The sequence below is a fragment of the Caulobacter sp. GW821-FHT10E02 genome, from assembly GCF_059415225.1.
The window spans coordinates 2,072,553-2,099,019 of record NZ_JBWKMV010000001.1 but is presented as its reverse complement, the minus strand read 5'-3'; the positions used below and the strand labels follow the sequence as shown (position 1 = coordinate 2,099,019).

At 69.0% G+C, this 26,467-nt stretch carries 24 protein-coding genes; 11 read left to right on the top strand and 13 right to left on the bottom strand.

All coding sequences use genetic code 11. The features are described 5' to 3' along the window. Positions 1-131 precede the first annotated feature (131 nt). Positions 132-2,219: a hybrid sensor histidine kinase/response regulator gene (locus AC07NI_RS09185; RefSeq protein ID WP_494617988.1), complete on the top strand. Its 2,088-nt coding sequence runs from the start codon at positions 132-134 to the stop codon at positions 2,217-2,219. On the opposite strand, the gene AC07NI_RS09180 is transcribed toward AC07NI_RS09185, so the two are convergent. The 3 genes from AC07NI_RS09180 to AC07NI_RS09170 are packed head-to-tail and all read right to left on the bottom strand — an operon-like array spanning position 2,216 to position 4,580. After that, positions 2,216-2,476 (bottom strand): hypothetical protein, encoded by a 261-nt coding sequence (locus AC07NI_RS09180; protein WP_494617987.1) that lies wholly within the window; start codon positions 2,474-2,476, stop codon positions 2,216-2,218. The genes AC07NI_RS09185 and AC07NI_RS09180 overlap by 4 nt on opposite strands. Before the next feature lie 27 nt (positions 2,477-2,503). Continuing rightward, positions 2,504-4,153, bottom strand: coding sequence for a pilus assembly protein TadG-related protein (locus AC07NI_RS09175; protein ID WP_494617986.1), 1,650 nt, complete (start codon positions 4,151-4,153; stop codon positions 2,504-2,506). A 1-nt stretch (position 4,154) separates the two neighbouring features. Next, positions 4,155-4,580, bottom strand: coding sequence for a TadE/TadG family type IV pilus assembly protein (locus AC07NI_RS09170; protein ID WP_494617984.1), 426 nt, complete (start codon positions 4,578-4,580; stop codon positions 4,155-4,157). A gap of 242 nt (positions 4,581-4,822) precedes the next feature. Here AC07NI_RS09170 and AC07NI_RS09165 point away from each other — a divergent pair, with 242 nt between their 5' ends. Continuing rightward, on the top strand, positions 4,823-5,713 hold the full coding sequence (locus AC07NI_RS09165) for a PAS domain-containing protein (RefSeq protein WP_494617982.1): 891 nt from the start codon (positions 4,823-4,825) through the stop codon (positions 5,711-5,713). A gap of 68 nt (positions 5,714-5,781) precedes the next feature. Then, positions 5,782-6,147 (top strand): BlaI/MecI/CopY family transcriptional regulator, encoded by a 366-nt coding sequence (locus AC07NI_RS09160; RefSeq protein WP_494617980.1) that lies wholly within the window; start codon positions 5,782-5,784, stop codon positions 6,145-6,147. Positions 6,148-6,150: 3 nt separating this feature from the next. On the opposite strand, the gene AC07NI_RS09155 is transcribed toward AC07NI_RS09160, so the two are convergent. The 4 genes from AC07NI_RS09155 to AC07NI_RS09140 form a co-directional block, all read right to left on the bottom strand. Beyond that, positions 6,151-7,632 carry an alpha,alpha-trehalose-phosphate synthase (UDP-forming) gene (locus AC07NI_RS09155; RefSeq protein WP_494617978.1) on the bottom strand — a complete coding sequence of 494 codons (1,482 nt, stop codon included), beginning with the start codon at positions 7,630-7,632 and terminating at the stop codon, positions 6,151-6,153. Then, positions 7,629-8,408 carry a trehalose-phosphatase gene (gene otsB / locus AC07NI_RS09150; protein WP_494617976.1) on the bottom strand — a complete coding sequence of 260 codons (780 nt, stop codon included), beginning with the start codon at positions 8,406-8,408 and terminating at the stop codon, positions 7,629-7,631. The genes AC07NI_RS09155 and otsB overlap by 4 nt, the downstream gene beginning before the upstream one ends. 118 nt (positions 8,409-8,526) lie before the next feature. Beyond that, positions 8,527-11,424: a TonB-dependent receptor gene (locus tag AC07NI_RS09145; protein WP_494617974.1), complete on the bottom strand. Its 2,898-nt coding sequence runs from the start codon at positions 11,422-11,424 to the stop codon at positions 8,527-8,529. Positions 11,425-11,518: 94 nt separating this feature from the next. Next, positions 11,519-13,330: a glycoside hydrolase family 15 protein gene (locus AC07NI_RS09140; protein ID WP_494617972.1), complete on the bottom strand. Its 1,812-nt coding sequence runs from the start codon at positions 13,328-13,330 to the stop codon at positions 11,519-11,521. Positions 13,331-13,535: 205 nt separating this feature from the next. On the opposite strand from AC07NI_RS09140, the gene AC07NI_RS09135 reads away from it, so the two are divergent. From AC07NI_RS09135 to AC07NI_RS09120, 4 genes are all read left to right on the top strand, one after another. Continuing rightward, entirely contained in the window at positions 13,536-15,092 is a 1,557-nt protein-coding gene (locus tag AC07NI_RS09135) for a L,D-transpeptidase family protein (protein WP_494617970.1), read from the top strand. A gap of 57 nt (positions 15,093-15,149) precedes the next feature. Next, on the top strand, positions 15,150-15,806 hold the full coding sequence (gene mepK, locus AC07NI_RS09130; RefSeq protein WP_494617968.1) for a peptidoglycan L,D-endopeptidase MepK: 657 nt from the start codon (positions 15,150-15,152) through the stop codon (positions 15,804-15,806). Positions 15,807-15,906: 100 nt separating this feature from the next. Beyond that, positions 15,907-16,251 carry a hypothetical protein gene (locus AC07NI_RS09125; protein WP_494617966.1) on the top strand — a complete coding sequence of 115 codons (345 nt, stop codon included), beginning with the start codon at positions 15,907-15,909 and terminating at the stop codon, positions 16,249-16,251. Between the two features lie 97 nt (positions 16,252-16,348). Next, entirely contained in the window at positions 16,349-16,717 is a 369-nt protein-coding gene (locus tag AC07NI_RS09120) for a GFA family protein (RefSeq protein ID WP_494617964.1), read from the top strand. A gap of 52 nt (positions 16,718-16,769) precedes the next feature. Here the strand turns inward: AC07NI_RS09120 and AC07NI_RS09115 are convergent, their stop codons facing one another. The 6 genes from AC07NI_RS09115 to AC07NI_RS09090 form a co-directional block, all read right to left on the bottom strand. After that, complete coding sequence (locus tag AC07NI_RS09115) at positions 16,770-17,810, bottom strand: substrate-binding domain-containing protein (protein WP_494617963.1); 1,041 nt, start codon at positions 17,808-17,810, stop codon at positions 16,770-16,772. A 114-nt stretch (positions 17,811-17,924) separates the two neighbouring features. Beyond that, positions 17,925-18,272: an arsenate reductase family protein gene (locus AC07NI_RS09110; protein WP_494617961.1), complete on the bottom strand. Its 348-nt coding sequence runs from the start codon at positions 18,270-18,272 to the stop codon at positions 17,925-17,927. Positions 18,273-18,354: 82 nt separating this feature from the next. Beyond that, complete coding sequence (locus AC07NI_RS09105) at positions 18,355-19,713, bottom strand: efflux transporter outer membrane subunit (RefSeq protein WP_494617959.1); 1,359 nt, start codon at positions 19,711-19,713, stop codon at positions 18,355-18,357. After that, positions 19,713-20,816, bottom strand: coding sequence for an HlyD family secretion protein (locus AC07NI_RS09100; RefSeq protein ID WP_494617957.1), 1,104 nt, complete (start codon positions 20,814-20,816; stop codon positions 19,713-19,715). Before AC07NI_RS09100 ends, AC07NI_RS09105 begins: the two co-directional genes overlap by 1 nt. Continuing rightward, on the bottom strand, positions 20,813-22,390 hold the full coding sequence (locus AC07NI_RS09095) for an MFS transporter (RefSeq protein ID WP_494617955.1): 1,578 nt from the start codon (positions 22,388-22,390) through the stop codon (positions 20,813-20,815). Before AC07NI_RS09095 ends, AC07NI_RS09100 begins: the two co-directional genes overlap by 4 nt. A gap of 128 nt (positions 22,391-22,518) precedes the next feature. Further along, positions 22,519-22,977: an Rrf2 family transcriptional regulator gene (locus tag AC07NI_RS09090; protein WP_494617953.1), complete on the bottom strand. Its 459-nt coding sequence runs from the start codon at positions 22,975-22,977 to the stop codon at positions 22,519-22,521. Positions 22,978-23,097: 120 nt separating this feature from the next. On the opposite strand from AC07NI_RS09090, the gene hmpA reads away from it, so the two are divergent. The 4 genes from hmpA to AC07NI_RS09070 all read left to right on the top strand — a co-directional run bounded on the left by hmpA (position 23,098) and on the right by AC07NI_RS09070 (position 26,459). Further along, positions 23,098-24,303: an NO-inducible flavohemoprotein gene (gene hmpA, locus AC07NI_RS09085; RefSeq protein WP_494617951.1), complete on the top strand. Its 1,206-nt coding sequence runs from the start codon at positions 23,098-23,100 to the stop codon at positions 24,301-24,303. A gap of 21 nt (positions 24,304-24,324) precedes the next feature. Further along, positions 24,325-24,759 carry a hypothetical protein gene (locus tag AC07NI_RS09080; protein WP_494617949.1) on the top strand — a complete coding sequence of 145 codons (435 nt, stop codon included), beginning with the start codon at positions 24,325-24,327 and terminating at the stop codon, positions 24,757-24,759. Positions 24,760-24,864: 105 nt separating this feature from the next. Next, complete coding sequence (locus AC07NI_RS09075; RefSeq protein WP_494617947.1) at positions 24,865-25,371, top strand: RNA polymerase sigma factor; 507 nt, start codon at positions 24,865-24,867, stop codon at positions 25,369-25,371. A gap of 8 nt (positions 25,372-25,379) precedes the next feature. Further along, entirely contained in the window at positions 25,380-26,459 is a 1,080-nt protein-coding gene (locus tag AC07NI_RS09070; protein WP_494617945.1) for a FecR family protein, read from the top strand. The last annotated feature ends 8 nt before the right edge of the window (positions 26,460-26,467 follow it).

The window sequence follows — 26,467 nt, the reverse complement described above, 5'->3', positions numbered from 1 at the left end:
GGTCGCGCTGTGGTCGAGCAGGGTGAATGTTTTCAATTGTCGAGCGTGAGCGCTTCTCAGAAAAGTGGATGAGTATAACAGTCACAAAGTCGCTATAGTTAAGCTCTCTTCGAGATACTTGCGTTATCTAGGTGCAACCGGTGGTATACAAGCAGGATAAGGTCCTGGATTATCTGGAGCGGCGTAATCGCCACCTGCTTGAAATCTGCCGCGCGCAATCGAAGATTGCGTCAGCCGATTTCGACATCGACGAATTCATGCAGATGTCGGTCGATCTTCTACGCTCGGTGTTCGACGCTGGCGGGGTGGCGGTCGAGCTCGTGGACGACGAGGAGATGGTCTATGTCGCTATCGACGCCGCCAACGCCCAGTATCGCGGCCTGAGGCTGTCGCGGACCGCCTCGCTGTCGGGCCAGGCCTCCATTCAGGGCCGGCTGATGCACTGCGCCGACGCCCACACGGACGAGCGCGTCGACCGGGCCAATTGCGAGAAGATCGGCATCCGCTCGATGGTCTGCGCGCCGCTGTTCCAGGACGGCCGGGCGGTGGGGGTGCTGAAGGCCTTCGACGCCGCGCCAGACGCCTTCGACGCCGACGACATCGAGACCGTCAGCCTAGTCGCGGAGACCCTGGGCGCGGCCCTGGCCAAGCAGTTGGCGCACAGCGAGCGCGAAGGCCTGCTGGTGGAGCTGGCCATGGCCCGCGACGAGGCCGTGGCCGAGATGAAGCGGGCCGAGATGGCCGAGGTCATGGGCGGCCTTGGCCGCTGGAGCTTCGACTATGTCAGCGGGCGCAGCGACTGGTCCGACCAGATGTACGACATGCACGGTATGTCGCGAGGATCGCCGATCACGGGCGAGGTCGTCTTCGCCCAGATCCATCCTGACGACCAGATCCTGGTCCGCACCCTGGTCGACCAGAGCCGGCCGCTGGGCGAGACCGGGCCGTTCATCGACTTCCGCTGGACCCGCCCCGACGACGGACGCGAGCGCCGCCTGCAGGCCCTGACTGCCGTGGAACTGGACTCCGCCGGCCGCAAGACGGCGATCATGGGCGTGGTCCGCGACGTCACCGAGCAGTATGAGCGCGAGGCTGAACTGCTCAAGGCGCGCGGCGTGGCCGAGGCCGCCGCCCGCACCAAGGCCGCCTTCCTGGCCAACATGACCCATGAGCTGCGCACGCCGCTGACGGCGGTGCTGGGCTTCTCGCGCCTGATCGCCCGCGACGAGGGGTTGAGCCCGGAGAATGGCGTGCTGGTCGACCGGATCATGAACGCCGGCGAGGCCCTGCTACACACGATCAACGACATCCTCGACTTCTCGCGGCTGGAGGACGGCCATGTCGAGATCCGGCCGCGTCCGGTCGCCGTCCAGGCCTGCGTCCGCGACACCCTGGAGCTGCTGGCCCCGCTGGCCGCCGAGAAGCGCCTGAGCCTGGAGCTGAAGGTCGATCCAGCCACGCCCGAGCGCGTGCTGGTCGATCGCGACCGCGTGCGCCAGCTGCTGCTGAACCTGGCCGGCAACGCCGTGAAGTTCACCGAGACGGGCTCCGTGGTTGTCACCCTGGGCCCGTCTGCCGACGGCGCCTCACTGGTCTGGACGGTCCAGGACACCGGGCCGGGCATCTCGGCCGAGGGCGTCGAGCAACTGTTCGTGCGGTTCTCGCAGGTCGAGGGCGGCGGCCAGGGCGGCGGCGCGGGCTTGGGCCTGGCCATCTGCAAGGGCCTGGTCGACGTCATGGGCGGCCAGATCGGCGTCGAGAGCGTCCCGGGCGACGGTTCGCGCTTCTGGTTCTCCCTGCCGCTGCTGGTGGCGGAACGCGACGCGCCGGTCGAGGCCGACGCCGAGGACTACGCCGCCCGGGTCGATGGCCGCTCGGTGCTGGTCGCCGACGACAACGCCGCCAACCGCATCCTGTTGCGCACCATCCTGCAGGCCTTCAACATCGAGGTGTCCGAAGCCTGCGACGGCGGCGAGGCCGTGGATTGGGCCGACCGCCGCGACTTCGACCTGATCCTGATGGACCTGCGCATGCCGGGCCTGGACGGGGAGGGCGCTGCCCGCCGCATCCGCGACTCGGCTGACGGCCGGGTGACTCCGATCCTGGCCTTCTCCGCCGACCGCGATCCGATCCTGGACCCGGCCCTGTTCAAGGGCGCGGTGCCCAAGCCGATCGAGCCCCAGACCCTGCTGGCCGCCATGGCCCTGGCGATGGGCTAGGCGCGCGGGCCGGGCTCCGGCCGCCAGCCGTTTTCCAGGAGATCCAGCGCCATCAGGTGGGCGACCTCCAGGGTCAGGTCCTCCAGCGCGTCGACCAGCTCGGCGCGCCGGGCCTGGACGGGCGTATAGGCATAGAGCGCGCAGATCGCGTGCAGCCGCCCGCGGATGTTCGGCGCCTCGAAGGCCGAACCCAGCAGGCTGAACTCCGTCGCCGGCGTCGTGTCGACCAGTCGCAGACGGTGATAGGGCAGGGGCATCGGGTTGTTTCCTTTCCAAGAGAGGGTTTAGGCGACCAGCGCCGCGTCGCGGCAGCGCAGGCCGTTCATGCGCACGTCGGCTTCGCCCAGGCGCACGCCGACCAGGCCGGTCAGGGCGTCCAGCACCTCGTCCAGCGGCGCGCCCAGGGGCGTCAGCAGGGCGGCCGTGGCGGCGGTCAGGGCGTTCTCGCCGAGGTTCAGGCCCAGACCCGCCAGGTTGGCCTTCAGCGACAGGTTGCCAAGCAAGGTCGCGATGCTGGCCTGGGCCAGGTCGTGGGTGGCGACCGTCTTGACCACGCCGGTGCGGATATCGCTCTGGCTGAAGCGGACCGGCTGCCAGGTCTTGCCGCCCAGCGACACCGACGCCTTGCCGGTGACGCTGAACAGCGGGGCCTTGGCGATCGCGGCGTCGGTCGCGGTCAGGGGCGTCTTGAAGTCCGCCAGCTTGCCGGTGTCGATTTCGCCGACCGCCAGGGTCCCCAGGCCCGGACGGACGTCCAAGGTGGCCTCGCCGGCCGTGCAAGCCATGGCTTTCAGCCGGGCCTCGCCAGAAGCGGCTTCCACGAACAGCGGCAGCTTGATCTCGGCGAGTTGCAACAGGCCCGTCCCGCCGACCTTGGCCTCCAGATAGAGGCGGGTCTGGGCCGTGCGGACGATGACATCGCGGCTGGCGGTGATGGTCATCCAGGGGGCGTTGTTGGGCGGTTCGCCGATGGCCAGCCACGCCTTGAGGCCGGCCAGGCCCGGAACCGTCGCGCCCAGGTCCAGCGCCACTTGGCGGTCGCCGTTGGACAGGGCGAGCACGGCCTTGGACAGATTTAGGGCGTCCAGCTGCACGGTCGCGCCCTGGCCGCCGGTGACGTGGCCCTGGGCGCCGTAGGGGCCGGGGTCGAACAGCTTGCTCAGCTGGGCCGGCGTGCGGTCGCCGGCGGCGCGTGACAGGGCCTTGGCGGCGTTGGCGGCGCGGGTCTGGCCCTGGGTGTCGAGCGCGGCGCCCAGGACCTTGAGGGCGCGGCCCGTGGTCAGCTTGGCGTCCAGCACGTCGTTGTATGAGGCGGCCTTCAGGCCCAGGTCCAGCTTCAGCGCGTCGAGATAGTCGAAGAGATCGACATTGGCCGTGGCGAGCGCCTGGTAGTCCATGACCGACAGATTGACCTGCGAGCCGGTTAGGCCCGTCAGCAGGGCGTTGGCCAAGCCGCCGTTCAGCGAGGCCAGACGCGTGCCGATCGAGAAGCTGGCCAACTCCGCGCGGGCCGCCGTGGCCTGGCGGTGGATGGTCAGGGTCGGCTTGCCCAGCAGGGCCTGGCCGAAGAACAGCGGGGTCTCGCCGCTGAGCTTGACGCGCACCGCGTCCGGATCGCTGACGCCGGACGTGAAACGCTCGTGGGCGGCCATGGCGCGGTTGGCTTGGTAGCTGCCCTTCTCGACTTTTACGGCCAAGGGGCCGGTCCAGCCGTTGTCGCGAGCGGTGGCCGTGGCGGCGGCCTCGGCGTGATCCAGGTCGCGGGCGGCGGCCAGGGCGGCTAGATCGGCCGCGCCCTGCAGCCGGCGGGTCTCCATGAACACCGAGCCCAGGTCGACGGCGGCGGCCGAGAAGCCGACCAGGGTCAGCATGCTGACCGCACCGATGATGGCGACGCTGCCGTCCTGGTTCGAGGCGAAGCGCTTGCGTCCCATGTCAGTAGCCCCCCAGGCGCACCGTGGCCTGACGCACCAGCGTCTTGGGCGGGGCGGGAACCAGGCCCGTCAGCGCCTGGAAGCCGGCGTCCGAGGTGTCGTAGCGGACCGAGACCACCATGCGGTCGCCAAGGGTCTCCACGACCATGGTCGCGGCGGCGGCCTTCAGGTTGGCGTAGTCGCCGACCTCTTCGCCCAGGGTGTCGCGCGCCAGATGCTCGCGCTCGCCGGCGTCCAGTCCGGCCAGGGCCGCGCGGGCCGAGTCGTTGGCCAGCTGCTGCACCGCGTGGGACATCCAGAAGTACTGGCCCCAGACCATGATCCCCATGACCAGCACCAGGAAGATCGGACCCAGGATAGCGAACTCCACCGCCACCGATCCGCTTTCGCTCCCCCGCAGTCTTTTGTTGTTCGAGCGTCCCTTCATGTGACGTCTCCTCTCTCCTCCGAGGGGAGAGTGTGCGTCCGCACGACTTGGGATTGGTAACGAGACCGATCGGCGGATTTCCCGCGATAAGTGCGACGTCCTGCCGCAGAGGTATCGCGCGTCTCGGCTGTTGTGACACGCGTTGTGCAACTATAGCGTTGCCGTGTGTCGCCGAGGCCAATCATCCTTAAGGCGAGGCGGTTGAGCGTTTTGCGGATTTTGCGGACAGCCAGGAGGCTGTGATGAAGACGCTGAACTCGGAACCCCTGTCGGTCACGGCCGGCGAAATCAGTCGCAACTTCGGACATTGGCAGGATCGCGCGCTGGAGGCGCCGGTCATCGTCACCCACCACGGCCGCCCGCGCGTGGCGGTGGTCTCGGCCGGCCTGTTCTTCGGCCTGACCGACGACGGCGCGATACGCGAGACACGGGGACGGTCCGAGACCGCGCTGGCGGCGCTGCTGGGGGCGATGAGCGAGGCGTTCGTGGCCTTCGATGAGTCCTTGAAGGCGGTGGCCGTCAACCGTCCGTTCGAGGCGCTGGCGGGTTTGAGCGCCGGCCAGCTGGAGGGGCTGTCGTGGGGGGAGCTCTTCCCGGCGCCCTGCCAGGCGATGATCGGCGAGCAACTGCGACGGGCGCTGAGCGCCGGCGAGATCAGCGAGTTCGAGGCCAGCGCCGCGCCGGGCGGCGAGCGACGCTGCAGCATGCGGGCCTTCCCTTATCCGGGTGGGGTGGCCCTGCTAATGCTCAATCGCAGCGAGGAGCGCGACCTGCGGCGGCGGTTCGATGCGGCGGCGGCGTTCCGGACGGCGACCTCGAACCTGCACGATGTTGGCGCCGCGCGGCTGAACGTGCGCGGGGCGTTCGCCGAGCTGGACGAACGCTTCGCGGCCATGACCGGCTTCAAGGTCGAGGAGCTGATCGACTACCGCCTGACCGATGTGGTGCGCCCGGCCGAGCGCCACGCCCTGTCGGCGCGGATCGAGACGGTGATGCGGACCAACGAGCCGCAGGTCACGGGCGCGACTCTGCTCGTCAAGAATGGCGGGGAGCGCGAGATCGAGCTCAGCCTGGCGCCGCTGATGGAGGACCATGCGCCGGCGGGCCTGATCGTGGCGGCGCGAGCCGCGTGAGCGTTCGCCGCGCTTGACACCCGTAATAGCGGGTATAGCGTCCCCGGTGAATTACGGATGTAAGTGTCATGCACATCACCGCCGCCGAAGCGCATGTCATGGAAGCCCTCTGGCGTCGCCAGCCGATGTCGGCCGACGATCTGGTGGCCGAGGTCGGCGCGTCCCAGGCCTGGGGCGAGGCCACGGTCAAGACGCTGATCAATCGCCTGCTGAAGAAGAAGGCGATCAAGTCCGAGCGCGCCGAAGGCAAGCACGGCTACCGCCCGCTGATCGACCGTAGCGCCTATGTGCACTCCGAGAGCCAGGGCCTGCTTGACCGCCTGTTCGAAGGCCAGCTTGCTCCCCTGATCAGCCACTTCGCCCAGCATCGGCCGCTGAAGGCCGATGAGGTGGAGCGACTGAAGAAGCTGATCGACGGGATGGCGGAGAAGTAGGCTTTAGGCCCGCATCGCTTTCGCTTCCGGCCCAGCCTTCAGCGCCTTGGCCGTCACGTCCAGCGACCGCACCTTGGCCGGCTCTTCAGGCGTCTCATCCGGTCCCGACCGCGCCCGCAAAGCCGTGACGAAGTTGTCGCGCCAGGCGGTGACGTCCTCGCGGCTCACATTGTCGAACAGGGCTTCCCAGCGGCGCTTGCGCTCGGGCAGTTCCATCGACAGGGCCCGTTCCAGCGCGTCGGAGATCTCCTCCGGGCTGTTGGGGTTGATGATCAGGGCGTCCTTCATCTGCCGGGCCGCGCCGGCGAAGCGCGACAGGATCAGCACGCCGGGATCGTCGGGGTTCTGGGCCGCGACATATTCCTTGGCCACCAGGTTCATGCCGTCGCGCAGCGGCGTGACCAGGGCCGCGCGGCTGGCGCGGTAGATGCCGGCCAGCTCGTCGCGACGGTAGCTGCGATTGACGTAGCGGATCGGCGTGAAGTCCATCTCGGCATAGGCGCCGTTGATCCGGCCGATCAGGCCGTCCAGCCGTGAGCGCAGGTCCTGATAGGCCTCGACCTCGTCGCGCGAGATCGGGGCGATCTGCAGCAGCATGACGTCGCGGACCAGGTCCGGATGGTCGTGCAGAAACCGCTCGAAGCCGATCAGCCGCTCTTCCAGGCCCTTGGAATAGTCCAGTCTGTCGACGCCGACGATCATCTTGCGGAAGACGCTGTGGGCCATCATCCGGTCGTAGACCTTGCGGGCGTTCTCACCCTGGACGATCTGGGCGAAGTCGGCCGCGTCCACGCCGATCGGGAAGGCCGCCGCGCAGGTGCGCTGGCCGAACGCGACCAGCTCGCCGCGCTCGTTCTTGCTGCCTTGCACCTCGGAGAACACGTAGCCCTCGAACGCCTGCAGCGACTCCTCGGTCTGGAAGCCGATCAGGTCGTAGTGAAACAGCGCCTCCACCAGCGCCTTGTGGCGAGGCAGGGTGGTGACCAACTGGTGGGCCGGCCAGGGAATGTGCAGGAAGAAGCCGATCCGGTTGGTCACGCCCATCCGCCGTAGCTCTCGGGCCACGGGGATCAGGTGATAGTCGTGAACCCAGACGATGTCGTCCGGCTCGATCAGTGGCAGCAGGGTCTCGGCGAATCGCTTGTTGACCCGGTCATAGCCCTCGCCGAACGAGCGGTCGTAGGCGGTCAGGTCGACGCGGTAGTGAAACAGCGGCCACAGCGTCTTGTTGGCGTAGCCGTTGTAATATTCCTGGTAGTCGGTCTCCTCGAGGTCGACGGTGGCGACCGTGACGCCCTCGATCCGCTGCATGTTCAGCTGACCGGTGAATTCCGGAATGGTCTTGCCGCTCCAGCCGAACCAGATGCCGGAATATTCCCGCAGCGCGGCGGCCAGGGCCATGGCCAGACCGCCGACCGAACCTTCGCCGCCCTCCGCCGGGTTCGGCGGATTGACGCGGTTGGAGACGACGATCAGCCGGCTCATGCGGTCACCGGGGCTGACAGGCCCTCCAGCCATTTGAAGACGGCGTTGGTGTCGGCCAAGCTGTAGCGCGCCTCCGTCGGGCGGCGCTGGCCGACCAGGATGCCAAAGCCGCCCAGGCGGTTGGCGGCCGCGAAGCCGTCCTCGTCGGTGAGATCATCGCCGATGAACACCGGCATGGCGCCCAGGAACGGGGCCTCGCGCAGGAAGGCGGTCACCGCCGCGCCCTTATCGGCGCCGGGGGTGCGCAGCTCGACGACCATGTCGCCCAGTTGGAGGACCAGGCCCGTGGCCTGTGACAGGCGCTCGCCGGCCTCGATCACCGCCTCGGCGCAGGCTGGAGCATTGCGGTAGTGCAGGGCGACGGACAGGCCCTTGTCCTCGAACAGCAGACCGCGTTCGCAGTGCGCCAGCTCCACGAGGATGCGGCGGGCGTCGGCGAGGCCGGCGTGCGGCTCGCGCTCGATGACCTGGCCGTCGGCGGTGCGACGCACCAAGCCGTGCACGGCGCCGATAGCGGGCACCGCGCCGCCCAGGATGTAGTCGAGATTGGTCAGGGCCCGGCCGCTGACCACGGCCACGCGGTCCTCGAACGTCTCGCGCAGGCGGGCCAGGACCCGCGCGCGGCGGGCGTCAGGCCCGACATCGTCGGGACGCGGCATGATCGGCGCCAGCGTACCGTCGAGATCGAGGAACAGCGCGCAGCGGCGCGGCAGATCGAGCGGCGGGGGCGGGAGATCGACAGATTCCAGGCGCGAGACCGTGTGAGCCGCGGTCATGGCGAGAACCCCCTCATCAGTAAGCAACATGCGCCAAGAACGCCGGAGGCCCGGGTTCGATCCCGCGAAACACTGAAGCTCACGGGTTTTTGCGCTACTGCTTACCGAGGGGGCAGGACTAGAACAGCAGCTTGCGGACGTTGAACGACACCACCCGGCCGCGCGGGTCCAGGTAGTCCGGCTGGTAGGTCAGCGGCGCCACGCCCGTACCGTCGCGCACCGTCTGCTGCTCGTCGAACAGGTTGTTGACCGCGAAGGTCAGCCGCACGCCGCGCAGGATCGGATGCGCCTGGATCAGCTCGCGCCGGACGCTCAGGTCGGCGAAGAGGCGCAGGTTGACCGTCGCCAAGTCCGAGAAGTCCAGATCGGTGGAGGCCCCGCCAAGGCCCGCGCGGACGTGGGTCGCGCTCTGCCAGTTGGCCGAGACGCGGGCGCCCAGGCCGTACTTGGTGATGCCCGCCTGGGCCTCGACCTCGTGACGCGACTCGCCGCCGCCCGAGCCCAGTACGTCGCCCTTCAGCAGATCGAGGGCCGGGATACCGTCGGCGATCGTGACGCGCTCGCGCAGGTGGATGGTGTGGAAGAGAGCCAGCTGCAGCCGCGTGGCGCGCGGGTTGCCGCCGCCACCACCACCCCGGCCGCCGAAGCCGCCGCCACCGCGTCCGCCAGCGCCGCCGCCGCCGAAGCGGGGGCCGTCGCCGCCGGCGCCGCTGCTGCGGTCGCCGAAGTTCGGGCGCGGGGGCTCTTCGCCGGTCTGGGGCGGCTGGGTCTGTTGGTTCTGGGCCTGGTCGTCGGGCTGCGGCGCACGGGCTGGCGCGCCGTCGCCACCGGCGCTACCGGGCGTGCGGCGCAGGAGATCGGCGCCGGGGACGGTCGAGCCGTCCTGGCGCTGGCCGCCCACGCCTTGGCCGCCGCCTTGGCGACCGCGCCAGCCGCCGGGCGGCGGGGGCGGGGTCTTGCCGATCTGACGGGAGAAGTTCAGGCCCCAGCGGATCTGCTCGCTCTCGCGCTTGGCGAAGTTGACCGGCCGGCTGTCGATGCGGGTCAAGTTGCCGTCGGCGTCGCGGGTGAAGCGATCGGGGAAGGCCGCTTCGACCGCCGCCGTCGCCGCTGGGAAGCCGGCCACCGGGTTGTCGATGCGGGTGCGGGTGTAGTTGGCGTTCAGGGTCAGGCCCTGGATCTTCTCGGGCCGGACATTGACGCCGAACTTCAGGACGTTGCGCTCCTCGGCCCGCAGATTGGCGTTGCCGCCGCTGATGCGGGTGACATCGACCGTCTGGCCGGTCACGTAGTCGAAGACCCGGGCGTCGGGCGTGGTGACCAGCGGATTGCCCAGTTGGGCGATGCTGGGGGCGTTCTCCTGGCGGGTCGCCGAGACGATGAAGCTGACCGGCTTGAGTGGCGACCAGTTGAGGCCGCCGCCGATCGTGGTCAGGGTCCCGAAGTCCGAGACTTGGCGAGCGGCCAGGTTCAGGTTGGCCGACAGGTCGCCCAGCCCGGCCCGCACGCCCTTGCGACGGCTGGTCAGCGGCAGGTCGAAACTGACCTGGGTGTTGATGTCGCCGCGCGACTGGTCGCTGTCGGTCTCGACGCCATTGCGGAACGATTTGGCGTTCAGCTTGGTGCCCGTCGCGCCCAGCTTGAAGGTGGTCGACAGGTCCCCGGCCGCGAACTTGAACAGGGAGCGGTTGGCGACGAACTGCAGGTCGCCCGTGTCGGTGGTCGAGCGGGCGCGGTCCTGGGTCAGGGACAGACCCGACAGCGGCGCGAACGGGTTCAGGGTCGGGTCCAGCGCGGTCAGGCGGCTCTGGACGCCGCTCAGGTCGACGCCGCGATCGGTCTCGGTCCGGCTGATCGCGTGGTCGTAGTTGCCGGTCAGCGACAGCCGCAGGTCTTCGGTGTCCTTGGTCAGGGTGAAGCCGGCGTGGCCCGCCAGGTTGCGGCTGTTCTGCTCCAGCGGGGCCAGCTCGCCCAGATAGCGGTAGAGCGCCACGGGCTGGCTGAACGGCGAGAATGGGTCGCCGCCGGGGATCACCAGCCGCGCCCGCGCCGGGCCCAGCAGCGAGTTGCTGCGCGAGGCGGTCAAACCGAGGTTCAGCGTCGCCGACACCCGGTCCAGGATGTAGCGGTTGGTGACGCTGTTGATCGTCAGCTGCTGGTTCTCGGGCAGCAGGGTGCGGCTGTCCGAAAGGTCGCTGGTGTTGACCACGCCGGGCGTGAAGGCCGACAGGGCCGGACGACCGCCGGCCGCCGAGGCCGGGACGCCGGCCACGGCGACGGGCAGCAAAGGATCGATCTGGCTGGCGCCGGGCAGGGCGGGGCCGATATTGCCGACCAGGTCGTAGAGGCCGTTGTCGTTGCGGCTGATCAGGTCGCGGTCGCTCTCCAGCAACCGGTCGCTGTTCTGGATCTTCACGGCGATGTTGGTGCGGCCATCGCGATTGAGCTGCAGGCGGCTGTAGTTGGCCATCTCGCTCAGCTGGCCGCCGGCCGTCGAGCCGCCGACCTGGCCCTCGATCGTGGCGGCGCGGAAGCGCTGGCGCAGCACCACGTTCACGACCTTCTGGTCGGCCGAGTAGCCGTATTTCAGGGCCACTTCCTCGGGCAGGATCTCGACGCGCTGGATGGCCTCGGTCGGGACATCGCGGATCTCGCCCATGCCGGAGATGCGGCGGCCGTTCAGCAGCACGACCGGATCGCCGCCCAGGCCGCTGGTGGTTTGCGGGGTCAGCTCGGTCAGCAGGTCGGTGATCGACGAGACCCCGAACGAGCGCACATCGGCGGCGCTGAAGGTCTCTTCGGGCGGGATGTCGCCCATGACCGCGCCAAAGGGCTTGCCGCTGGCGGTGATGGTGACGGCCTCGACCTCGGTGTCGAGGTCTTCCGGCGTCAGCGGCTTTTCGGCCGGCTTTTGCGCGGCTGGAGCCTGAGGAGCAGGGGCAGCAGGAGTCGTCTGCGCATAGGCGCTCGTCGCGACACACCCCAGGACGCCGGCCAAGGCCAGTTTGCGGCTCACCAAAGAGCTTCTCCGATTTTCGAGCGTCCCGCCTTCGCAGTTGCCTGCAAGTTGTGACGGCTGGATGTCAAAGCCGCAACACGGCTCACCAAGTCTAGCGGACGGATGTCCATGGCCGACTTAGCAGCACCGCGCAGTTGATCAATCCGACCAAGGAATAGGTCTGGGGATAGTTGCCCCACAGTTCGCCGTCGGCGAAGCCGATGTCCTCCGACAGCAGGCCCGCGCCCGTGCGGCGCGACAGCATATCCTCGAACAAGGCGCGCGCCTCCTCCGAGCGGCCCGACAGGTGCAGCGCCTCGATCAGCCAGAAGGTGCAGATGTTGAACGCCGTCTGCGGCGAGCCGAAGTCGTCGGGGATGGCGTAGCGCAGCAGGTAGGCCCCGCGCCGCAGCCCGTCCTCGATCGCCGCCAGGGTGGCGACGTTGCGCGGGTCGTCGGCGGCGTGGAAGCGCAGGTCGACCAGCTGGAGCAAGGAGGCGTCCAGCTCGTCGCCCTCGAAGGTGGCGGCGAAGCGGCCCAGCTTGTCGTTCCAGGCGCGGTCCTCGATGACCTTGCGCACCTGGGCGGCGCGGCCGTTCCACAGGGCGGCCTTGTCCTTCAGCCCCAGCTTCTCGGCGGCGTTGCCCAGGCGGTCGCACGCGGCCCAGCACATGGCCGAGGAGTAGGTGTGGACATTGGCCCGGCCGCGGAACTCCCACAGGCTGGCGTCGGGCTGGTCGTGCAGCTGGAAGGCGCGCTCGCCGACCGGCTCCAGGGCCTCGAAGTCCTCGACCGTCGCCGGGCGCAGCAGGCGCTCGTCGAAGAAGGCCTGCACCGTGGACAGGATGATCTGGCCGTAGACGTCGTTCTGGATGTGCTCGAAGGCCTGGTTGCCGACCCGCACCGGCCCCATGCCGCGATAGCCGGGCAGGTCGGGGGCGAAGCGCTCGGTCAGCACCTCCTCGAAACCGACGCCGAACAGCGGCTGGATATGGCCGCCGCCGGCCCGGTCGACGATGTTGCGCAGATAGCCCAGATAGTTCTCCAGGATGTCGACCGCGCCCAGGCGGTTCAGGGCCTGGACCACGTAATAGGCGTCGCGCAGCCAGCAGTAGCGGTAGTCCCAGTTGCGGCCGCTGTTCGCGTGCTCGGGGATCGAGGTGGTCAGGGCCGCGACGATCGCGCCTGTCTCCTCGTGCATGCAGAGCTTCAGGGTGATGGCGGCGCGGATCACCGCCGTCTGCCATTCCAGCGGAATGGCCAGACCCCGGACCCAGTTCTTCCAGTAGCTCTCGGTCTCGTTCAGCATCCGCAGGCAGGTCGGACCGATCGGGGCGTCGAAGCCCTCGTCGGGCCCCATGTACATGGCGATCGGTCGCTCCAGCCGGAACGTGCGCTCCTCCAGGATGTGCGAGACCGGCATGTCGGTGGTCAGCCGCAAGGTCATGTCCGAGCACAGGTAGCGGATGTGGTTGGAGCCATTGGTGTGCTCGGCCACCTTGGCGCCCCAGCCGGCGGTGGGGCGCACGCGCAGGGTGATGCGGGCCACGCCGATGATCGGCCGGATCAGGCGAATGAAGGCGGTCGGCCGGAAGGTGCGGCCGAACTGCTGGTAGCGGGGCGCGAAGTCGATGATCTCGAACCGCGCCCCGTCCTCGTCGGCGATCTCGGTGCGCAGGATCGGGGTGTTGCGCAGATAGCCTTGGCGAGTCTCGGCCCGGCGCTCGACCTGCACGTCCCACACGCCCTTGGCCTCGGCGCCTTCGATGTCGGCGTTGTCGAGCAGGGCGCTGAACACCGGATCTGAATCGACGCGCGGCGCGCAGGCCCACACGAAGCGGCCCTCGGTGTCGATCAAGGCGCTGACGGCGCAGTTGCCGATCGGATAGAGGTCGAGAGTCTTCTGGTGCAAAGCCTTGTCCATCGCCTTCGCCGCCCGGTTTTCCGGCGGTCCCCGTTTTGAGTGAAACCGACGGTGTGGCTTGCGGGTTCCTGTTGTCGGAAAACGTTGTCGAGACAGGCCTGGAAGGCTCGCCTTTCACGCTACTTTCGTTGACGCGGAGGGCCGGCGACGGCCATCTGGAAACCTTGACGCGGCCTGGCCGCGCGTGTGGGCGGGCTGCTTAACGGTGATGCGAGTTTCGAGAACCTGCGGCGTCCTGGCGGCGGCGATGAGCCTGCTGTCCCTGGAGGCCGCCCAAGCTCGGTCGTCTATGGCCCAGTCGCAGCGCCCGCCCTTGGCCGGCGGCCGTCCCCCGCAGGCAGCGCCCCAGCAGGCCGCTCCGCTGGTCTATGCCCCTCGGCCGTCGCCGATCCAGCCCGACTATTCCAACATCCAGCTGCGGTCCGAGCAGATCGACCTGCTGCGCCAGGTGTTGAGTGACTCGTACCTGCACGGCTTCGAGCCGGGGACCTTCGCGCCCGACCAGGCGATCGCCCAGCTGCAGTCGCGCGACGCCATGGCCCGCATCGTCGGCCAGACCCAGCTGATCAGCCTGACCCTGGCCTATGCCAAGGCCGTGCGCTCGGGCCGTCTGCCGGTCAGCGGCTTCATGAACGAGTGGGGCCTCAAGCCCGCCGCCTATGACCCCGCGCCGGAATTCTACGCCGCCGTCCAGCAGGATCGGCTGGCCGAGTGGCTGGGCACGCTGCCGCCGCCCTATACCGGCTATCAGACCCTGCAGAAGGGCCTGGTCACCTATCGCGACATCGCCGCCAAGGGCGGCTGGGCGCCGCTGGCCGCCGGTCCGGAGCTGAAGGAAGGCTCGACCGGTCCGCGCGTCGTCGCGCTGGAAGCCCGCCTGGCCGCCGAGGACCCGACCATCGCCGTCGACGGCGCGCCGATCTTCGACGCCGCCCTGACCCAGGCCGTGCAGCGGGCCCAGAAGCGCTTCGGCCTCAACCCGAACGGCGTGGTTGGCAAGTCCACGCTGGACGCGCTGAACGTCCCGGTCGAACGCCGCCTGGACCAGATCACCGCCAATATGGAGCGCTGGCGCTGGCTGCCGCAGGTGCTGCCGGCCGACCGCATCCAGGTCAATGTCGCTGCCGCGATCCTGTCGGTGTTCAGCCACGACACCCCGACCCTGACCATGCGCGCGGTCACTGGCCGTCCGGGCGACGAGACGCCGATGCTGTCGTCGATGATCCACTCGGTCGTCCTGAACCCGCCGTGGAACGTGCCGTCCTCGATCGCGTCCAAGGAGCTGTGGCCCAAGGAGCGCAAGAGCCCCGGCTATCTGCGCCGCAACGACTTCATCGTCATCCCGACCGGCGACGGCGGCTCGCGCCTGCAACAGAAGGCTGGCCCGCTGGCGGCGCTGGGCAAGCTGAAGTTCGATTTCAACAATCCGTACGGCGTCTATCTGCACGACACCCCCAGCCGCGCCCGCTTCGACAGCTTCAGCCGCCTGGCCAGCCACGGCTGCGTGCGCCTGCAGAAGCCGACCGAACTGGCCAAGGCTTTGCTGGCCGGCGACGCCACCTGGACGCCCGAGAAGATCGACGAAACCCTGGCCGGCGGCGACACCGTGCGGGCCAAGCTGCCGCAGCAGATCGCGGTCTTCCTGCTCTACTGGACGGCCTATGTGACCCCGGACGGGCAGGTGAACTTCCGCGACGACCCGTACGGCTGGGATCGCGAGCTGGTGCAGCGGATCGCCGCACTTCGTCCTGGCTCAGCTTGATTTCTTAAAGCTTTTGGGTTGTCCTCCCCGACCTTAGTGTCGGGTTAGGGCGTACGCATGCATCGACGTAAGCTGCTCCAGATGGGGCTGGGCATTCTTGGCGCCGGCCTGCTGCCGGCCGCGGATGCTCGCGCCGCCGATGACGACATCATCGGGGCGATCCTGGAAGGAAAAGCCCCGACGGCCGTTCCGGTTCCGCCGGTGGGCCTGCGCCCGACGCCGACGGAAAGCTTCGCCGCGCCATCCCTCCAGGGGGCCGTCGAGCCGCGCTGGGTCCACCTGCGCAACATCCACACCGACGAGAAGCTGGAAGCGATCTACTGGGAGAAGGGCGAGTACGTTCCCGACGCCGTCGAAGCCCTGAACAAGGTGCTGCGCGATTACCGCAACGACGAGACCCATCCGATGGATACGGGCCTCTACGACATCCTCGACCAGATCCGGGCCAAGACGCAGAGCAAGTCGCCGTTCCAGATCATCTCCGGCTACCGCTCGCCGGCCACCAACAGGCTGCTGGCCGAGCGCAGCGGCGAGGTGGCCAAGCGCAGCTTGCACATGGACGGCAAGGCCATGGACATCAAGCTGGAGGACGTCGACCTGCGCTATGTCCGCCAGGCCGCTCTCGACCTGGGACGCGGCGGCGTCGGCTACTACCCGACCAGCAATTTCGTCCACGTCGATGTCGGCCCGGTCCGCAAGTGGTCGGGCACCTGACGCTCTAGTTTCCCCTGCCAGCCGAAATGGGTAACCAAGCTCTAGTTCAGGCGTTTAGAGCATGGTAGCCGGCAGTATCGGCGTAGGGGATCGAAGTCAGATGAGCGAGCGTCGCAGCAATCCGTTCGGTTGGGTGATCCTCGGCTTCATCATCGGCGTCCTGGCGACGTTCGGCACGATCCTGTTCCTGACCTCCAGCGGCGGCGGCTACGAAGACGGCCCGTCCGAGACCCGCACCGCCGCCGATGACGCGGCGACGGCGGCCATGTCGGCGCGCTCGACCACGTCCCAGCCCGCCCCGCACAAGGTCGAGACCTCGGCCCCGGTCGCCGACCCCACCGCCGCCGCGCCGCCGGCCACGCGCCAGAGCGGCCCGGCCCCGGAGCTCGACCCGCAAGTGGCGGACGACGCCGCCGCCGCCGGCATGACCTCGCGGACGCGGTAACCCGCTACACGGTGCGACAACCCGTCTCATCAGCCTGCTGACACACAGCTGGCGGCAGCCCCCGCGCAAACTCCTTGAGTGATCAAGGAGATGCGTATTGACGATCAAGGGTAGCTGCTTGTGCGGCGGGGTCCGCTTCGAGCTGTTCGAGCCGCCGCTGCTGATGGGGACCTGCCACTGCTCGCGGTGCCGCAAGGCCGGGTCCGGCGTCTATGCCTATGTCCGCGCCGAGGCGTTCCACTGGCTGGCGGGGCGCGAGCTGCTCACCCACTACCGCCCCAAGCCGCCGTTCCGGCTGACCCGCAGCTTCTGCAAACGCTGCGGCACGTCGCTGGGCGATCCCGAGAGTGGCCGGATACTGGCCATCGCCGCCAGCTGCCTGGACGACGATCCCGGCGTGGCGGTGAGCTTCGAGGAGTTCGTCCCGGACAAGCCACCCTGGGACAAAGGGTTGGGGGGCAAATGAAAAAGGCGGCCTCCGAAGAGACCGCCTTTCCAAACTCAGCCTCGAAGGAAGCTTATTCCTTCGGCGCGGCCATGGCCGGCAGGGCGTTAGCCTTGGTCTTCATCTGGGCGTGGACCGCCGGCGGCAGCGGGATCAGACCGCGGCCTTGCAGGTAGCCGCCGCGACCCGTGGCCGAGTCCGACACGAACTCGGCGACGAAGTCCTTCAGGCCCGGCGTCACGCCGACTTGCGACTTCTTCACGTAGATGTAGAGCGAGCGCGACAGCGGATACTGGCCGCTGGCGATGGCCTGGGCGGTCGGCTTCACGCCGTTGATCGCCGCGCCCTTGATGCGCGAGGCGTTCTCTTCCAGGAACGAGTAGCCGAAGACGCCCAGGGCGTTCGGGGTCTTCTCGATGGTGCCGACGATGGCGTTGTCGTTCTCGCCCGCGTCGACCCAGCCGCCGTCGGTGCGCATCGGCGAGACGGTGGCCTTGAACTTCTTCTCGTCCGAGGCCTTCAGAGCGGCCAGGAACGGGATCTTCGAAGCGCCGCCTTCCATGGCCAGCTCGACGAAGGCGTCACGGGTGCCCGAGGTCGGCGGCGGCCCGTAGACCAGGATGCGGTTGCCGGGCAGGGCGCCGTTGACGTCCTTCCAGGTCTTGTAGGGGTTCTTGACGGTCGCCGTGCCCTTCGCGCTCTGGTCGGCCAGGCCCATATAGAGCTGCTCGAGCTTGAAGTTGTAGTCCGGCGACTTCTTGTCGGCGGCCACGACGATACCGTCGAAGCCGATCTTGATCTCGACGATGTCCTTCACGCCGGCCTTCTGGCAGGCCAGGAACTCGGACTTCTTCATCGGACGCGAGGCGTTGGCGATGTCGGGGAACTGCTCGCCGGCGCCGCCGCAGAACATCTTGATGCCGCCACCGGTGCCCAGGCTCTCGACCTTCGGCGACTTCTTGCCGGTCTTCTTCGAGAAGTTCTCGGCGACGCGGGTGGAGAAGGGGAACACCGTCGAGGAGCCGGCGGCCCAGACGTAGTCGCGGGCGGCGTGAGCTTGGTCGGCGACGGCGAGCAGGGCGATCGTCGCGACCGCGCCAAGGAGCTTGTTCATCTCGTCATATCCTGTGTGGTCCGGGGACACGGGGGAACGTGCCGGAGCAATGCTGGGCCTTTTGTCACGGTTCCGCGACAGTTTTACGACGTGGTGTCCGTGTGCGGATGAAAATCAGGCGACCGTCAGGGCCTTCTCGATCGGCCGGGCCAGCACCACGCCCTTGGGACCATCGACGATCGGGCGGCTGACCAGGATCGGGTGCTCGAGCATCGCGGCCAGGATCGCCTCGTCCGAAACGTCCGCCTTCAGAAGACCCAGTTCCTCGGCTGGCGTGCCGCGCTCGCGCAGCAGGCCCTTGAGATCGGTGTCAGAGCGCGCGGCGAGGTCCAGCAGCTGTTCGCGAGTCCAGCCGGTCTTGAGGTACTCCACCACCGTCGGGTTCAGGCCCGCCTCGCGCAACAGGGCGACGGTCTTCACCGAGGTGCTGCATTTGGGGTTGTGGTAGACGGTGACAGCCATGGGGAACTCCTGGAGACGAGAGCCGGTCTAGAACCCTCGGCAGCCGCTTTCAACCGCGCCTGAACCGCTGTTCCGCGACTACTTAAGGGACCGGCGTCCAGCCGCCGCCGAGGGCGCGAGCCAGGTCGATGGCGGCCACGGCGCGGGCCTCGCGGGCCTGGATCACCGCCTGGTCGGCGGCCAGCAGGCCGCGTTCGGCGTCGATCTGCTCCAGGTATGAGGCGTAACCGGCGCGGTAGCGGTCCTTGGCGCGACGAGCGGCTTCAGCGATGGCGGCGCGCTGGGCGGCGATCTCGACCTCCTGGCGCTGCAAGGCGTCGACGGCGCGCAGGGCGGTCTCGGTCTCGGCGAAGGCGTTCAGCACCACGCCGCGATAGCTGGCCGCCGCCTGGGCCTTGCGGGCTTCCGAGGCCTGGACCTGGGCCTTCAGCCGGCCGCCGTTGAAGAGAGGCTGGGCGAGGCCCGCGCCGACGTTCCACAGGGCGACCGGATCGGGCAGGGCGTCGGTAAACACCCGATCGGCCGACACCGACAGCCGCAGCTGCGGCAGCAGCTGGGCGCGCGAGGCAGCCAGACTGGCGTCGGCGGCGATCAGGCTGTCCTGGGCCTGGGCGATGTCGGGCCGGCGGGCCAGCAGACTGGACGGGGCTTCGACCGGGATCGGGTTTCTCAGCAGGCCGGCGAGGTCGCCGCCACGGGCCACTGGGCCGGGCGGATCGCCGGTCAGGGCGCTGATCGAGGCCTCCAGCCGCGAGATGGACAGCTCCAGGGCTGGGACCTGACGACGGACGCCGGCCAGCTCGGCCTGGGCTTGGTCGCGCTCCAGCTTGGTGGAGTAGCCGGCGCCTTCGCGGCGCTCGATCACGTGCAGGCCGGCCTCGCGGGCGGTGATGGTCCGTTTGGCCACGGCCAGCTGGGCGTCCAGCGACAGCAGGCCAACATAGCTGCGGGCCACGGTGGCGGCGACGGCCAGGCGGACGCTGTCGCGAGCGGCGGCGCTGGCCTGCAGGCTGGCGCGACCGGCGGCGTCGAGGTCGCGGACGCGGCCCCACAGATCGACCTCGTAGGCGACCCGCAGGCCGACCTGTTCGGCGGTCGACTCGTAGGAGCGGGCGAAGGCGTCCAGTTGCCGCGTTCCCTGGATCCCGGCGACGGCGTCGACGGTCGGGACCAGCGCCGAGTGGGCGACGCGGGACAGGGCGCGGGCTTCGTCGACGCGGGCCGTGGCCAGGGCGATGTCGGCGTTGCGGGCCAAGGCCTTATCGACAAGGGCGTTGAGTCGCGCATCGCCCAGCAGCGTCCACCAGTCGGCGGCTAGCGGGCCTTGGGCATTCGGCGTCGTGCGCCACGCGGCCGGTGGCGGTACGGGCGAGGCCGGACGCTCGGGCGTCGTGGTCGCGCAAGCGCTCAAGAGTAGCAGCAAAGGAAGTAGCCGGCGCATCAGCGGCCGCCCTTGGTGTCGACCTTGGTCACCACCGACATCCCCGGCCGCAGCCGCGCGGCCAGCGGCTGGTTCGGGCTGATGGCGATCTTGACCGGGATGCGCTGGGCGACCTTCACGAAGTTGCCGGTGGCGTTCTCGGGCTTGATCACCGCGAACTCCGAGCCGGTGGCCGGGGCCAGGTCCTCGACCACGCCGCGCAGCTTCTTCTTGCCCAGGGCGTCGACCGTGAAGGTCACCGGCTGGCCGACGGCCATGCGGGCGGTCTGGGCCTCCTTGTAGTTGGCCGTGACCCACAGGCGGGCGGGGACCAGGGCCAGCAGCTGCGTGCCGGCCGAAACGTACTGGCCTAGCCGCACCGAGACCTCGCCCAGCTGCCCATCACGCGGAGCCCTGATGACGGTGTTGTCCAGATCGATCTGGGCCAGGCGCAGGGCGGCGCGAGCGGCCTCGACGGCGGCCTTCAGGCCATCGCGTGAGACCGCGACCGAGCGGATGTCCTGGCGGGCGATCTCGCCGCCGGCGGCGGTCTGGCGCACGGCGGCCTCGGTCTGGCGCAGGGTGGCGACGGCCTGATCGCGCTCGCGCAGCGACACCGAGCCGTCCGAGGCCAGGTCGTTGATGCGGGCCAGGTCCGCGCGGGCCCGGGCGGCCTGGGCCTGGGCAGAGGCTTGCTCGGCTTCGCGACCGGAGAGGGCGGCCGTGCGCGCCCGCTGGGCTTGGTCGATATTGGCGAGATCGGCCTCGCGCGCGGCCAGGGTCGCCTTGGCCTGCTCGACGCGGGCCTTGTAGATGCGGTCGTCGATGCGGGCCAGAATCTGGCCCTGCTTGACGTGGTCGAAGTCCTGCACCGCCACCTCGACGACATAACCGTTGACCTGCGGAGCCATCACCGTGACCTGGCCGCGGACATAGGCGTTCTCTGTCACCTGCAGGGTGGTGGCGAACGGCGGCAGCCGCCAGACGAACAGGATGACCAGCACGGCCGCGACGGCGGCGGTGACGGCGATGGCCAGGGTTCCGGGGCTGACATGCGTCGGATGGCGCAAAGCCTCGGCGGCTTCTGGCGAGGGGGCGGGCGAGGGAGCAGCGGCGTCGGTCATGAGGCGGCCCTTTGCGCGGCTTTCATCTTGGCGATGACGCGGAGCGTGAAGATCGCGGTGTTGGCCAGGGTCAGCACGGCGAGGACGAGCAGGAGCAGGAACAGGTCGTTGTAGGCCAGGATGTTGGCCTCGCGCGTCGCCTGGCCGACCAGGGCGGCGGGGCCGGCGCGCAGGCGGTCGGCGACGAACGGGATGGTGGCGTCCAGCTGGCCGACCAGATGGGCGTAGTGGAAGCGCATCCGGTCGTACTGGAAGGTCTGGCCCAGGGCGTTGCCGAACAGGGCTCCGATGTTCTGGGTGACGGCGAAGGACACGACCAGGGTCGGGAACGAGCGCCAGCCGCGTTGCAGCACCTGGATGAAGCCGATCAGCAGGGTAGGGGCCAGGACGAGGGCCGTGGCGAAGCCCAGCATCGACTGGCTGACATAGAGCTGGGCCGGCCGGGTCAGGTCGTTGGAATGGCTGTCGATATAGGCGGCCACGCCGATCAGGACCACGGCGATCATGATCTGGAAGAACACGGTCTGCGGGCTGATCGTCAGGGCCCCGACGACGGCGCCGGCCAGGGTGGCCAGGGTGATCACCACATAGAGGTCGCGGGTCTGCTCCTGGCCCATGCCGACGGCGGCCAGCAGCCCGGCGGCGCCGACGTTCTGCTCGGCCAGCAGCACCCGCGTCAGGAAGCCGATCAGGATGAAGCCGATGAAGTCGGGCGTGATCGCCCAGCGCAGGTCGAGCAGCGGGTTGGCTCGCCCCCATTCCAGTGTCACGGCCGCGATGATCAGCACGGCCGCCACGGCCAGGGCCATGCCCATCCACGGGGCTGCGAACCACCACTCCAGCCGTCCCTGGCCCAGCACGGCGCAGATCAAGGCGATGCCGATGGCCATCAGCGGATAGGTGACGAAGTCGGCCCACTCGAACACCCTCAGCCGCTCGGACGGCGGCAGGCGCAGGGCCAGGACGGCGGCCAGGGTGGTCAGGACCAGGGAAAGCTCGATCAGGTAGAGCGTGCGGAACTGGCCCAGCTCCAGCAGGTCGGGCGAGAAGCAGCGGGCCAGGGGCGTGGCGACCAGCGGCAGGCCGAACGCCAGCACGAAGGCCGACAATCGCCTCGCGGCGGGAAAGGCCTGCAGCAGGTAGAAGATCGCCAGGGTGGTCAGGGGCGCGGCGGCGACGCCGCTGGCGGCGCGCACGACCAGGGCTGAGGCGAAGTCGTTGACGAACAGATGCGCAACGACGGCGGCCAGATAGGTCCCCAGCGCCAGCTGGACGAACAGCCGAAGCCCGTACTGCTGGCGAAACTTCACCAGGATCAGGTTCATCGACACCGAGGTCATCGCATAGGCCGTGGGCAGCCACGAGGCCTCTGCCGGGTCCAGCCCCAGCGTGCCCTGGATGTTGGGCAGGTTCACCGTGATCAGGGCCGTGCCCATGGCGCTGGTGAAGGCCAGCAGCACGCCGACGCAGCCATAGGCGACGCGGACGGGCATGGAGAAGTCGGGCGTCGCCGGGGAGCCGGGGAACAGCGGCCGCTCGTGCGGTCGCAGGCTGTCGATACCGGGATGACTCATGGCGTCGCCCTCGCTGCCCTAGCTGTAGCGCCGGGACGCGCGCGGGGCGAGGGGGTGAGCGAACGCCGGTTCATGACCCCGGCTTAAAGGGCGTGCGACGTCCGCCGCTTGAACAATTCTGCTCCGGTCTAGGCGGAAGCGGGCTCGAGGGGCGTCAGCAGGAGCCGGGCCGCGCCTTGGTCGCTGACGATCATGTCCAGGGTCTGGCGGTCCAGCACGGCCATGAAGGCGGCGGTGGCCTCGTTCAGGGCGCGGGGCAGGCCGCAGACGGGCGAGACCTTGCAGTTGGCGCAGTCGACCAACTGGAGGTTCTCCTCGGTCTCGCGCACGACGTCGCCGATGCGGATCTCCGACGCCGGCCGGCCCAGGCGCAGGCCGCCGCCGCGTCCGCGCTGGGCGGCCACGAAGCCGGCCTTGGACAGCTGCTGCACCACCTTCATCAGGTGGTCCTTGGAGACGCCATAGGCGCGCGCGATCTCCTGGATCGAGACCGTCTGGCCGTCATGGGCCGCCAGGTGCAGCAGCACGCGGATGGCGTAGTCGGTGTAGCGGGTGAAGCGCATCGGGCGGGGACTTAGCAGTTCCATATCGTGGACGTCGAGCGGGTCGCTCTAGAACATGTACTTAAGGTGCATCTTTGTCTTGTCGAGGTTCGGGCATCGGAATAGATGCATTTTGTCTGCATATTTAAACCGAGAGTTCCTCCGATGACCACCCCGCTGAGCGGCAAGACGATCGCCCTGGTCAAGGCCACGGTCCCGGCCCTGACCGAGCATGGCGCGACCATCACCGCGGTGATGTACAAGCGGCTGTTCGAGACCGATCACATCCGCGCCCTGTTCAACCAGGCCAACCAGGAGTCCGGGGCCCAGGTGAAGGCGCTGGCGGGCGGCATCCTGGCCTATGCCCGCAACATCGATAACCTTGGCGCTTTGGGCGCTTTGGTCGAGCGCATGGCCCAGAAGCACGTCGGCTATCACATCCTGCCCGAGCACTACCCTTACGTCGCTTCGGCCCTGCTGGGCGCGATCAAGGAGGTCCTCGGCGACGTCGCCACCGACGAGATCCTGGACGCCTGGGGCGAGGCCTACTGGTTCCTGGCCGCTATCCTGCAGGGCCGCGAGACGGACATCCGCCAGGGCGTCGAGGCCCAGGAAGGCGGCTGGATCGGCTGGCGGGCCTTCGTGGTCGAGCGGAAGATCCGCGAGAGCGCGGTGATCACCTCGTTCGTCCTGCGTCCGCAGGACGGCGGCAAGGTCGTGGCCCACAAGCCGGGCCAGTTCCTGACCTTCGCCTTCGACACCGCGAGCCAGAAGGGCGTGAAGCGCAACTACTCGATCAGCCAGGCCGCCAACGGCGAGACCTATCGCATCTCGGTCAAGCGCGAGACGCACGGCGTGGCCTCGGGCCACCTGCATGACGCGATCCAGGTCGGTGACGTCTTGGTGGCCACCCCGCCGGCCGGTGACTTCCACCTCAAGCCCGCCGAGCGCCCCGTGGTGCTGCTGAGCGGTGGTGTCGGCCTGACGCCGATGGTCGCCATGCTGGAAGCCATCGCCGCCGACCATCCGGACCTGGAGGCCCACTTCGTCCACGGCGCGCTGAACGGCGACGTCCATGCGCTGGGCGACCAGATCAAGGCCCTGGCCGCCGCCCACGGCGGCACGCGGGTCTCGACCTTCTACAGCGAGCCGGCGGCCGGCGACGTGCTGGGCGACAGCCACGACGTCGAGGGCTTCGTCTCGATCGACTGGCTGAAGGCCGAGACGCCGTTCGACACCGCCGACTTCTACCTCTGCGGGCCCAAGCCCTTCCTGCGGAGCCTCGTCCAAGGGCTGATCCTGGCCGGCGTGCCGGTCGACCGCATCCACTATGAGTTCTTCGGCCCGGCCGACGAACTCCTGGCCGCGTAGAGCTGGAAAGGAGCTCACATCATGGAACACGCGCCTTACACCGTCTTCGTCACCGACATCGAGCCGTACGAAGGCCCGCCCGTCATCGCGCCCCGCATGGGCGAGGCGGCCGTCGCCGACCTGCCCAAGACCGTCGGCGGACTGATCGTCGCCAGCTATGCCGCGATCATCGTCGCGTTCGGCTGGGCCTTCTTTGGGCAGGGCGATGTCCTGTTCAATCTGGGCGTCTGCGCGGTCTATCTGGCCATGTACCTGGGCGTGCCGTGGGTGTTCCTGAAGGTCGAGCCGAAGGCGGGCCAGCCGCGTCCGGACTTCGCCGACTTCCTGGAACGAGGTCTCGCCACCTGGACCGGCCACGTCACCGGCCGCGAGGCCCTGGCCCAGATCCTGACCATCCCCGTCGCCGTGGCCTTCGCCGCCCTGGGCATCGGGATCATCATCCGGATGAGCGTCTAGGCTCTTCCGTTCATGCCGGCCCCGCGAAAAATCTTCGCGGGGCCGGTGTGCGTTCGGGCGACATGTGCGTCATGACTGTCGAGTGCAGTCATTCAGGGGTTTGCCGTGCGGCAGGTCGCGCCACACGATCTTCGAGGGTTGGATCGGCGCTACAGGCCAGCGCTGATGGCCTTCTTCATGCGCCGCGCCGCCACCCACAGCGACGCCGAGGACATGACCCAGGAGCTGTTCGCCAAGCTGGCGCGGGTCGAGGACCCGGCCATGGAGAACGCCGACGCCTACATCTTCCAGATGGCCGCCAACCTGCTGCGCGACCGCCAGCGGCGCGAGCGGGTGCGGGCCAGCTACCGCGCCGCCGTGGCCGGCGAGGTGTTCGACCAGGAGCCACTGGATCCCGCTCGCATCCTGCAGGGCCGCGAGGACCTGGGCGCCGTCTCCCGCGCTCTGCGCGAACTGCCGGAGCGCACGCGGGCGATCTTTCTTCTCTACCGCCTGGAGGGGATGAAGCAGGCCGAGTTGGCCTCCCTCTACGGCATGACCACCAGTGGCGTTCAGAAACACATCCTCAAGGCCATGGGCCACCTGACGCGCAAGCTGAGGGCGGGCGAATGAGCATTCCCATGGACGACGACAAGATGGACCTCGCCCTCGATCAGGCTGCCGAATGGTGCGTGCGCCTTTCCGAAGGTGAGCTGACGCCGGCCGAACAGCTGGCGCTGGACGCCTGGTTCGCCGCCGATCCCGAGCATCGCGAGCTGCTGGACGACGCTGTCGCCGCCTGGCGAGCGGTGGACGAGCAGGCCGCGCATCCCGGCATGATCGCTCTGCGCGGCGAGGCCTTGAACGACCTGCGCCGCGCCCAGCGCCGACAGTGGGCGCGCAAGCCTGGTCCGCGCGCCCTGATCTGGAGCGCCGCGGCCGCCGTGGTCGCCGCCGTCGCTCTGGGCGGGGCCTACGCTTGGCAATCGAGCCTGCCGGACGTCTATCGCACCACCGAAGGCGAGCGGCGGATCGTCGAGCTGGCTGACGGCTCGCGTGTGTCGCTGGATGCGGCCACCGTGCTGAAGGTCCGCTACGACGGCGACCGCCGCCGGCTGTGGCTGGAGCAGGGCCGCGCCAAGTTCGCGGTGGCCAAGGACCCGCTGCGGCCATTCTCGGTCGCGGCCGGCGGCAAGCTGGTGGTCGCCACCGGCACCACCTTCAGCGTCGAGCGCGTCGCCGACCAGATGCGGGTGGTGCTGTACGAAGGCCACGTCGCCGTGCTGGACGGGGAGGGCGCCAGGAACCGTCCGCCGCCGCTGCTGCGCGTCAATGGCGCGCCGACCGAGAAGTCGCTGACGCCCGACCACGAGCTGGTCGCCCAGGTCAATTCCGAGGCCGCTTCGGTCACGCCCGCCGATCCCAATCGCGCCGCCTCGTGGGAGAGCGGCCAGCTGGTCTTCCAGGACGAGCCGATGGCCTTGGCCGTCGAGCGGGTCAATCGCTACGCCCGCGAGAAGCTGCGCATCGGCGATCCGACCGTGGCCAACCTGCGCATCAGCGGCGTCTTCACCTCGGGCGACACCCGCGCCTTTATCGATGGCGTGACGGCGGTGCTGCCCGTGCGCGCGGTGAACGGCCAGGGCGGCGAGACCGTGCTGCGCTCGTTCCAGCGCCAGCCAAAAAACTTCACGACCGGCGGTGAGTCCTCCGTGGAGTGAGGCGTCTA

Coding starts and splice junctions, on each gene's coding strand:
- AC07NI_RS09070 (WP_494617945.1), top strand. CDS start 25,380: ATGGACGACGACAAGATGGACCTCGCCCTCGATCAGGCTGCCGAATGG.
- AC07NI_RS09125 (WP_494617966.1), top strand. CDS start 15,907: ATGAGCGAGCGTCGCAGCAATCCGTTCGGTTGGGTGATCCTCGGCTTC.
- AC07NI_RS09115 (WP_494617963.1), bottom strand. CDS start 17,810: ATGAACAAGCTCCTTGGCGCGGTCGCGACGATCGCCCTGCTCGCCGTC.
- AC07NI_RS09165 (WP_494617982.1), top strand. CDS start 4,823: ATGAAGACGCTGAACTCGGAACCCCTGTCGGTCACGGCCGGCGAAATC.
- AC07NI_RS09155 (WP_494617978.1), bottom strand. CDS start 7,632: ATGAGCCGGCTGATCGTCGTCTCCAACCGCGTCAATCCGCCGAACCCG.
- AC07NI_RS09095 (WP_494617955.1), bottom strand. CDS start 22,390: ATGAGTCATCCCGGTATCGACAGCCTGCGACCGCACGAGCGGCCGCTG.
- AC07NI_RS09080 (WP_494617949.1), top strand. CDS start 24,325: ATGGAACACGCGCCTTACACCGTCTTCGTCACCGACATCGAGCCGTAC.
- AC07NI_RS09090 (WP_494617953.1), bottom strand. CDS start 22,977: ATGGAACTGCTAAGTCCCCGCCCGATGCGCTTCACCCGCTACACCGAC.
- AC07NI_RS09160 (WP_494617980.1), top strand. CDS start 5,782: ATGCACATCACCGCCGCCGAAGCGCATGTCATGGAAGCCCTCTGGCGT.
- AC07NI_RS09105 (WP_494617959.1), bottom strand. CDS start 19,713: ATGCGCCGGCTACTTCCTTTGCTGCTACTCTTGAGCGCTTGCGCGACC.
- AC07NI_RS09180 (WP_494617987.1), bottom strand. CDS start 2,476: ATGCCCCTGCCCTATCACCGTCTGCGACTGGTCGACACGACGCCGGCG.
- otsB (WP_494617976.1), bottom strand. CDS start 8,408: ATGACCGCGGCTCACACGGTCTCGCGCCTGGAATCTGTCGATCTCCCG.
- mepK (WP_494617968.1), top strand. CDS start 15,150: ATGCATCGACGTAAGCTGCTCCAGATGGGGCTGGGCATTCTTGGCGCC.
- AC07NI_RS09110 (WP_494617961.1), bottom strand. CDS start 18,272: ATGGCTGTCACCGTCTACCACAACCCCAAATGCAGCACCTCGGTGAAG.
- AC07NI_RS09100 (WP_494617957.1), bottom strand. CDS start 20,816: ATGACCGACGCCGCTGCTCCCTCGCCCGCCCCCTCGCCAGAAGCCGCC.
- AC07NI_RS09175 (WP_494617986.1), bottom strand. CDS start 4,153: ATGGGACGCAAGCGCTTCGCCTCGAACCAGGACGGCAGCGTCGCCATC.
- AC07NI_RS09140 (WP_494617972.1), bottom strand. CDS start 13,330: ATGGACAAGGCTTTGCACCAGAAGACTCTCGACCTCTATCCGATCGGC.
- hmpA (WP_494617951.1), top strand. CDS start 23,098: ATGACCACCCCGCTGAGCGGCAAGACGATCGCCCTGGTCAAGGCCACG.
- AC07NI_RS09170 (WP_494617984.1), bottom strand. CDS start 4,580: ATGAAGGGACGCTCGAACAACAAAAGACTGCGGGGGAGCGAAAGCGGA.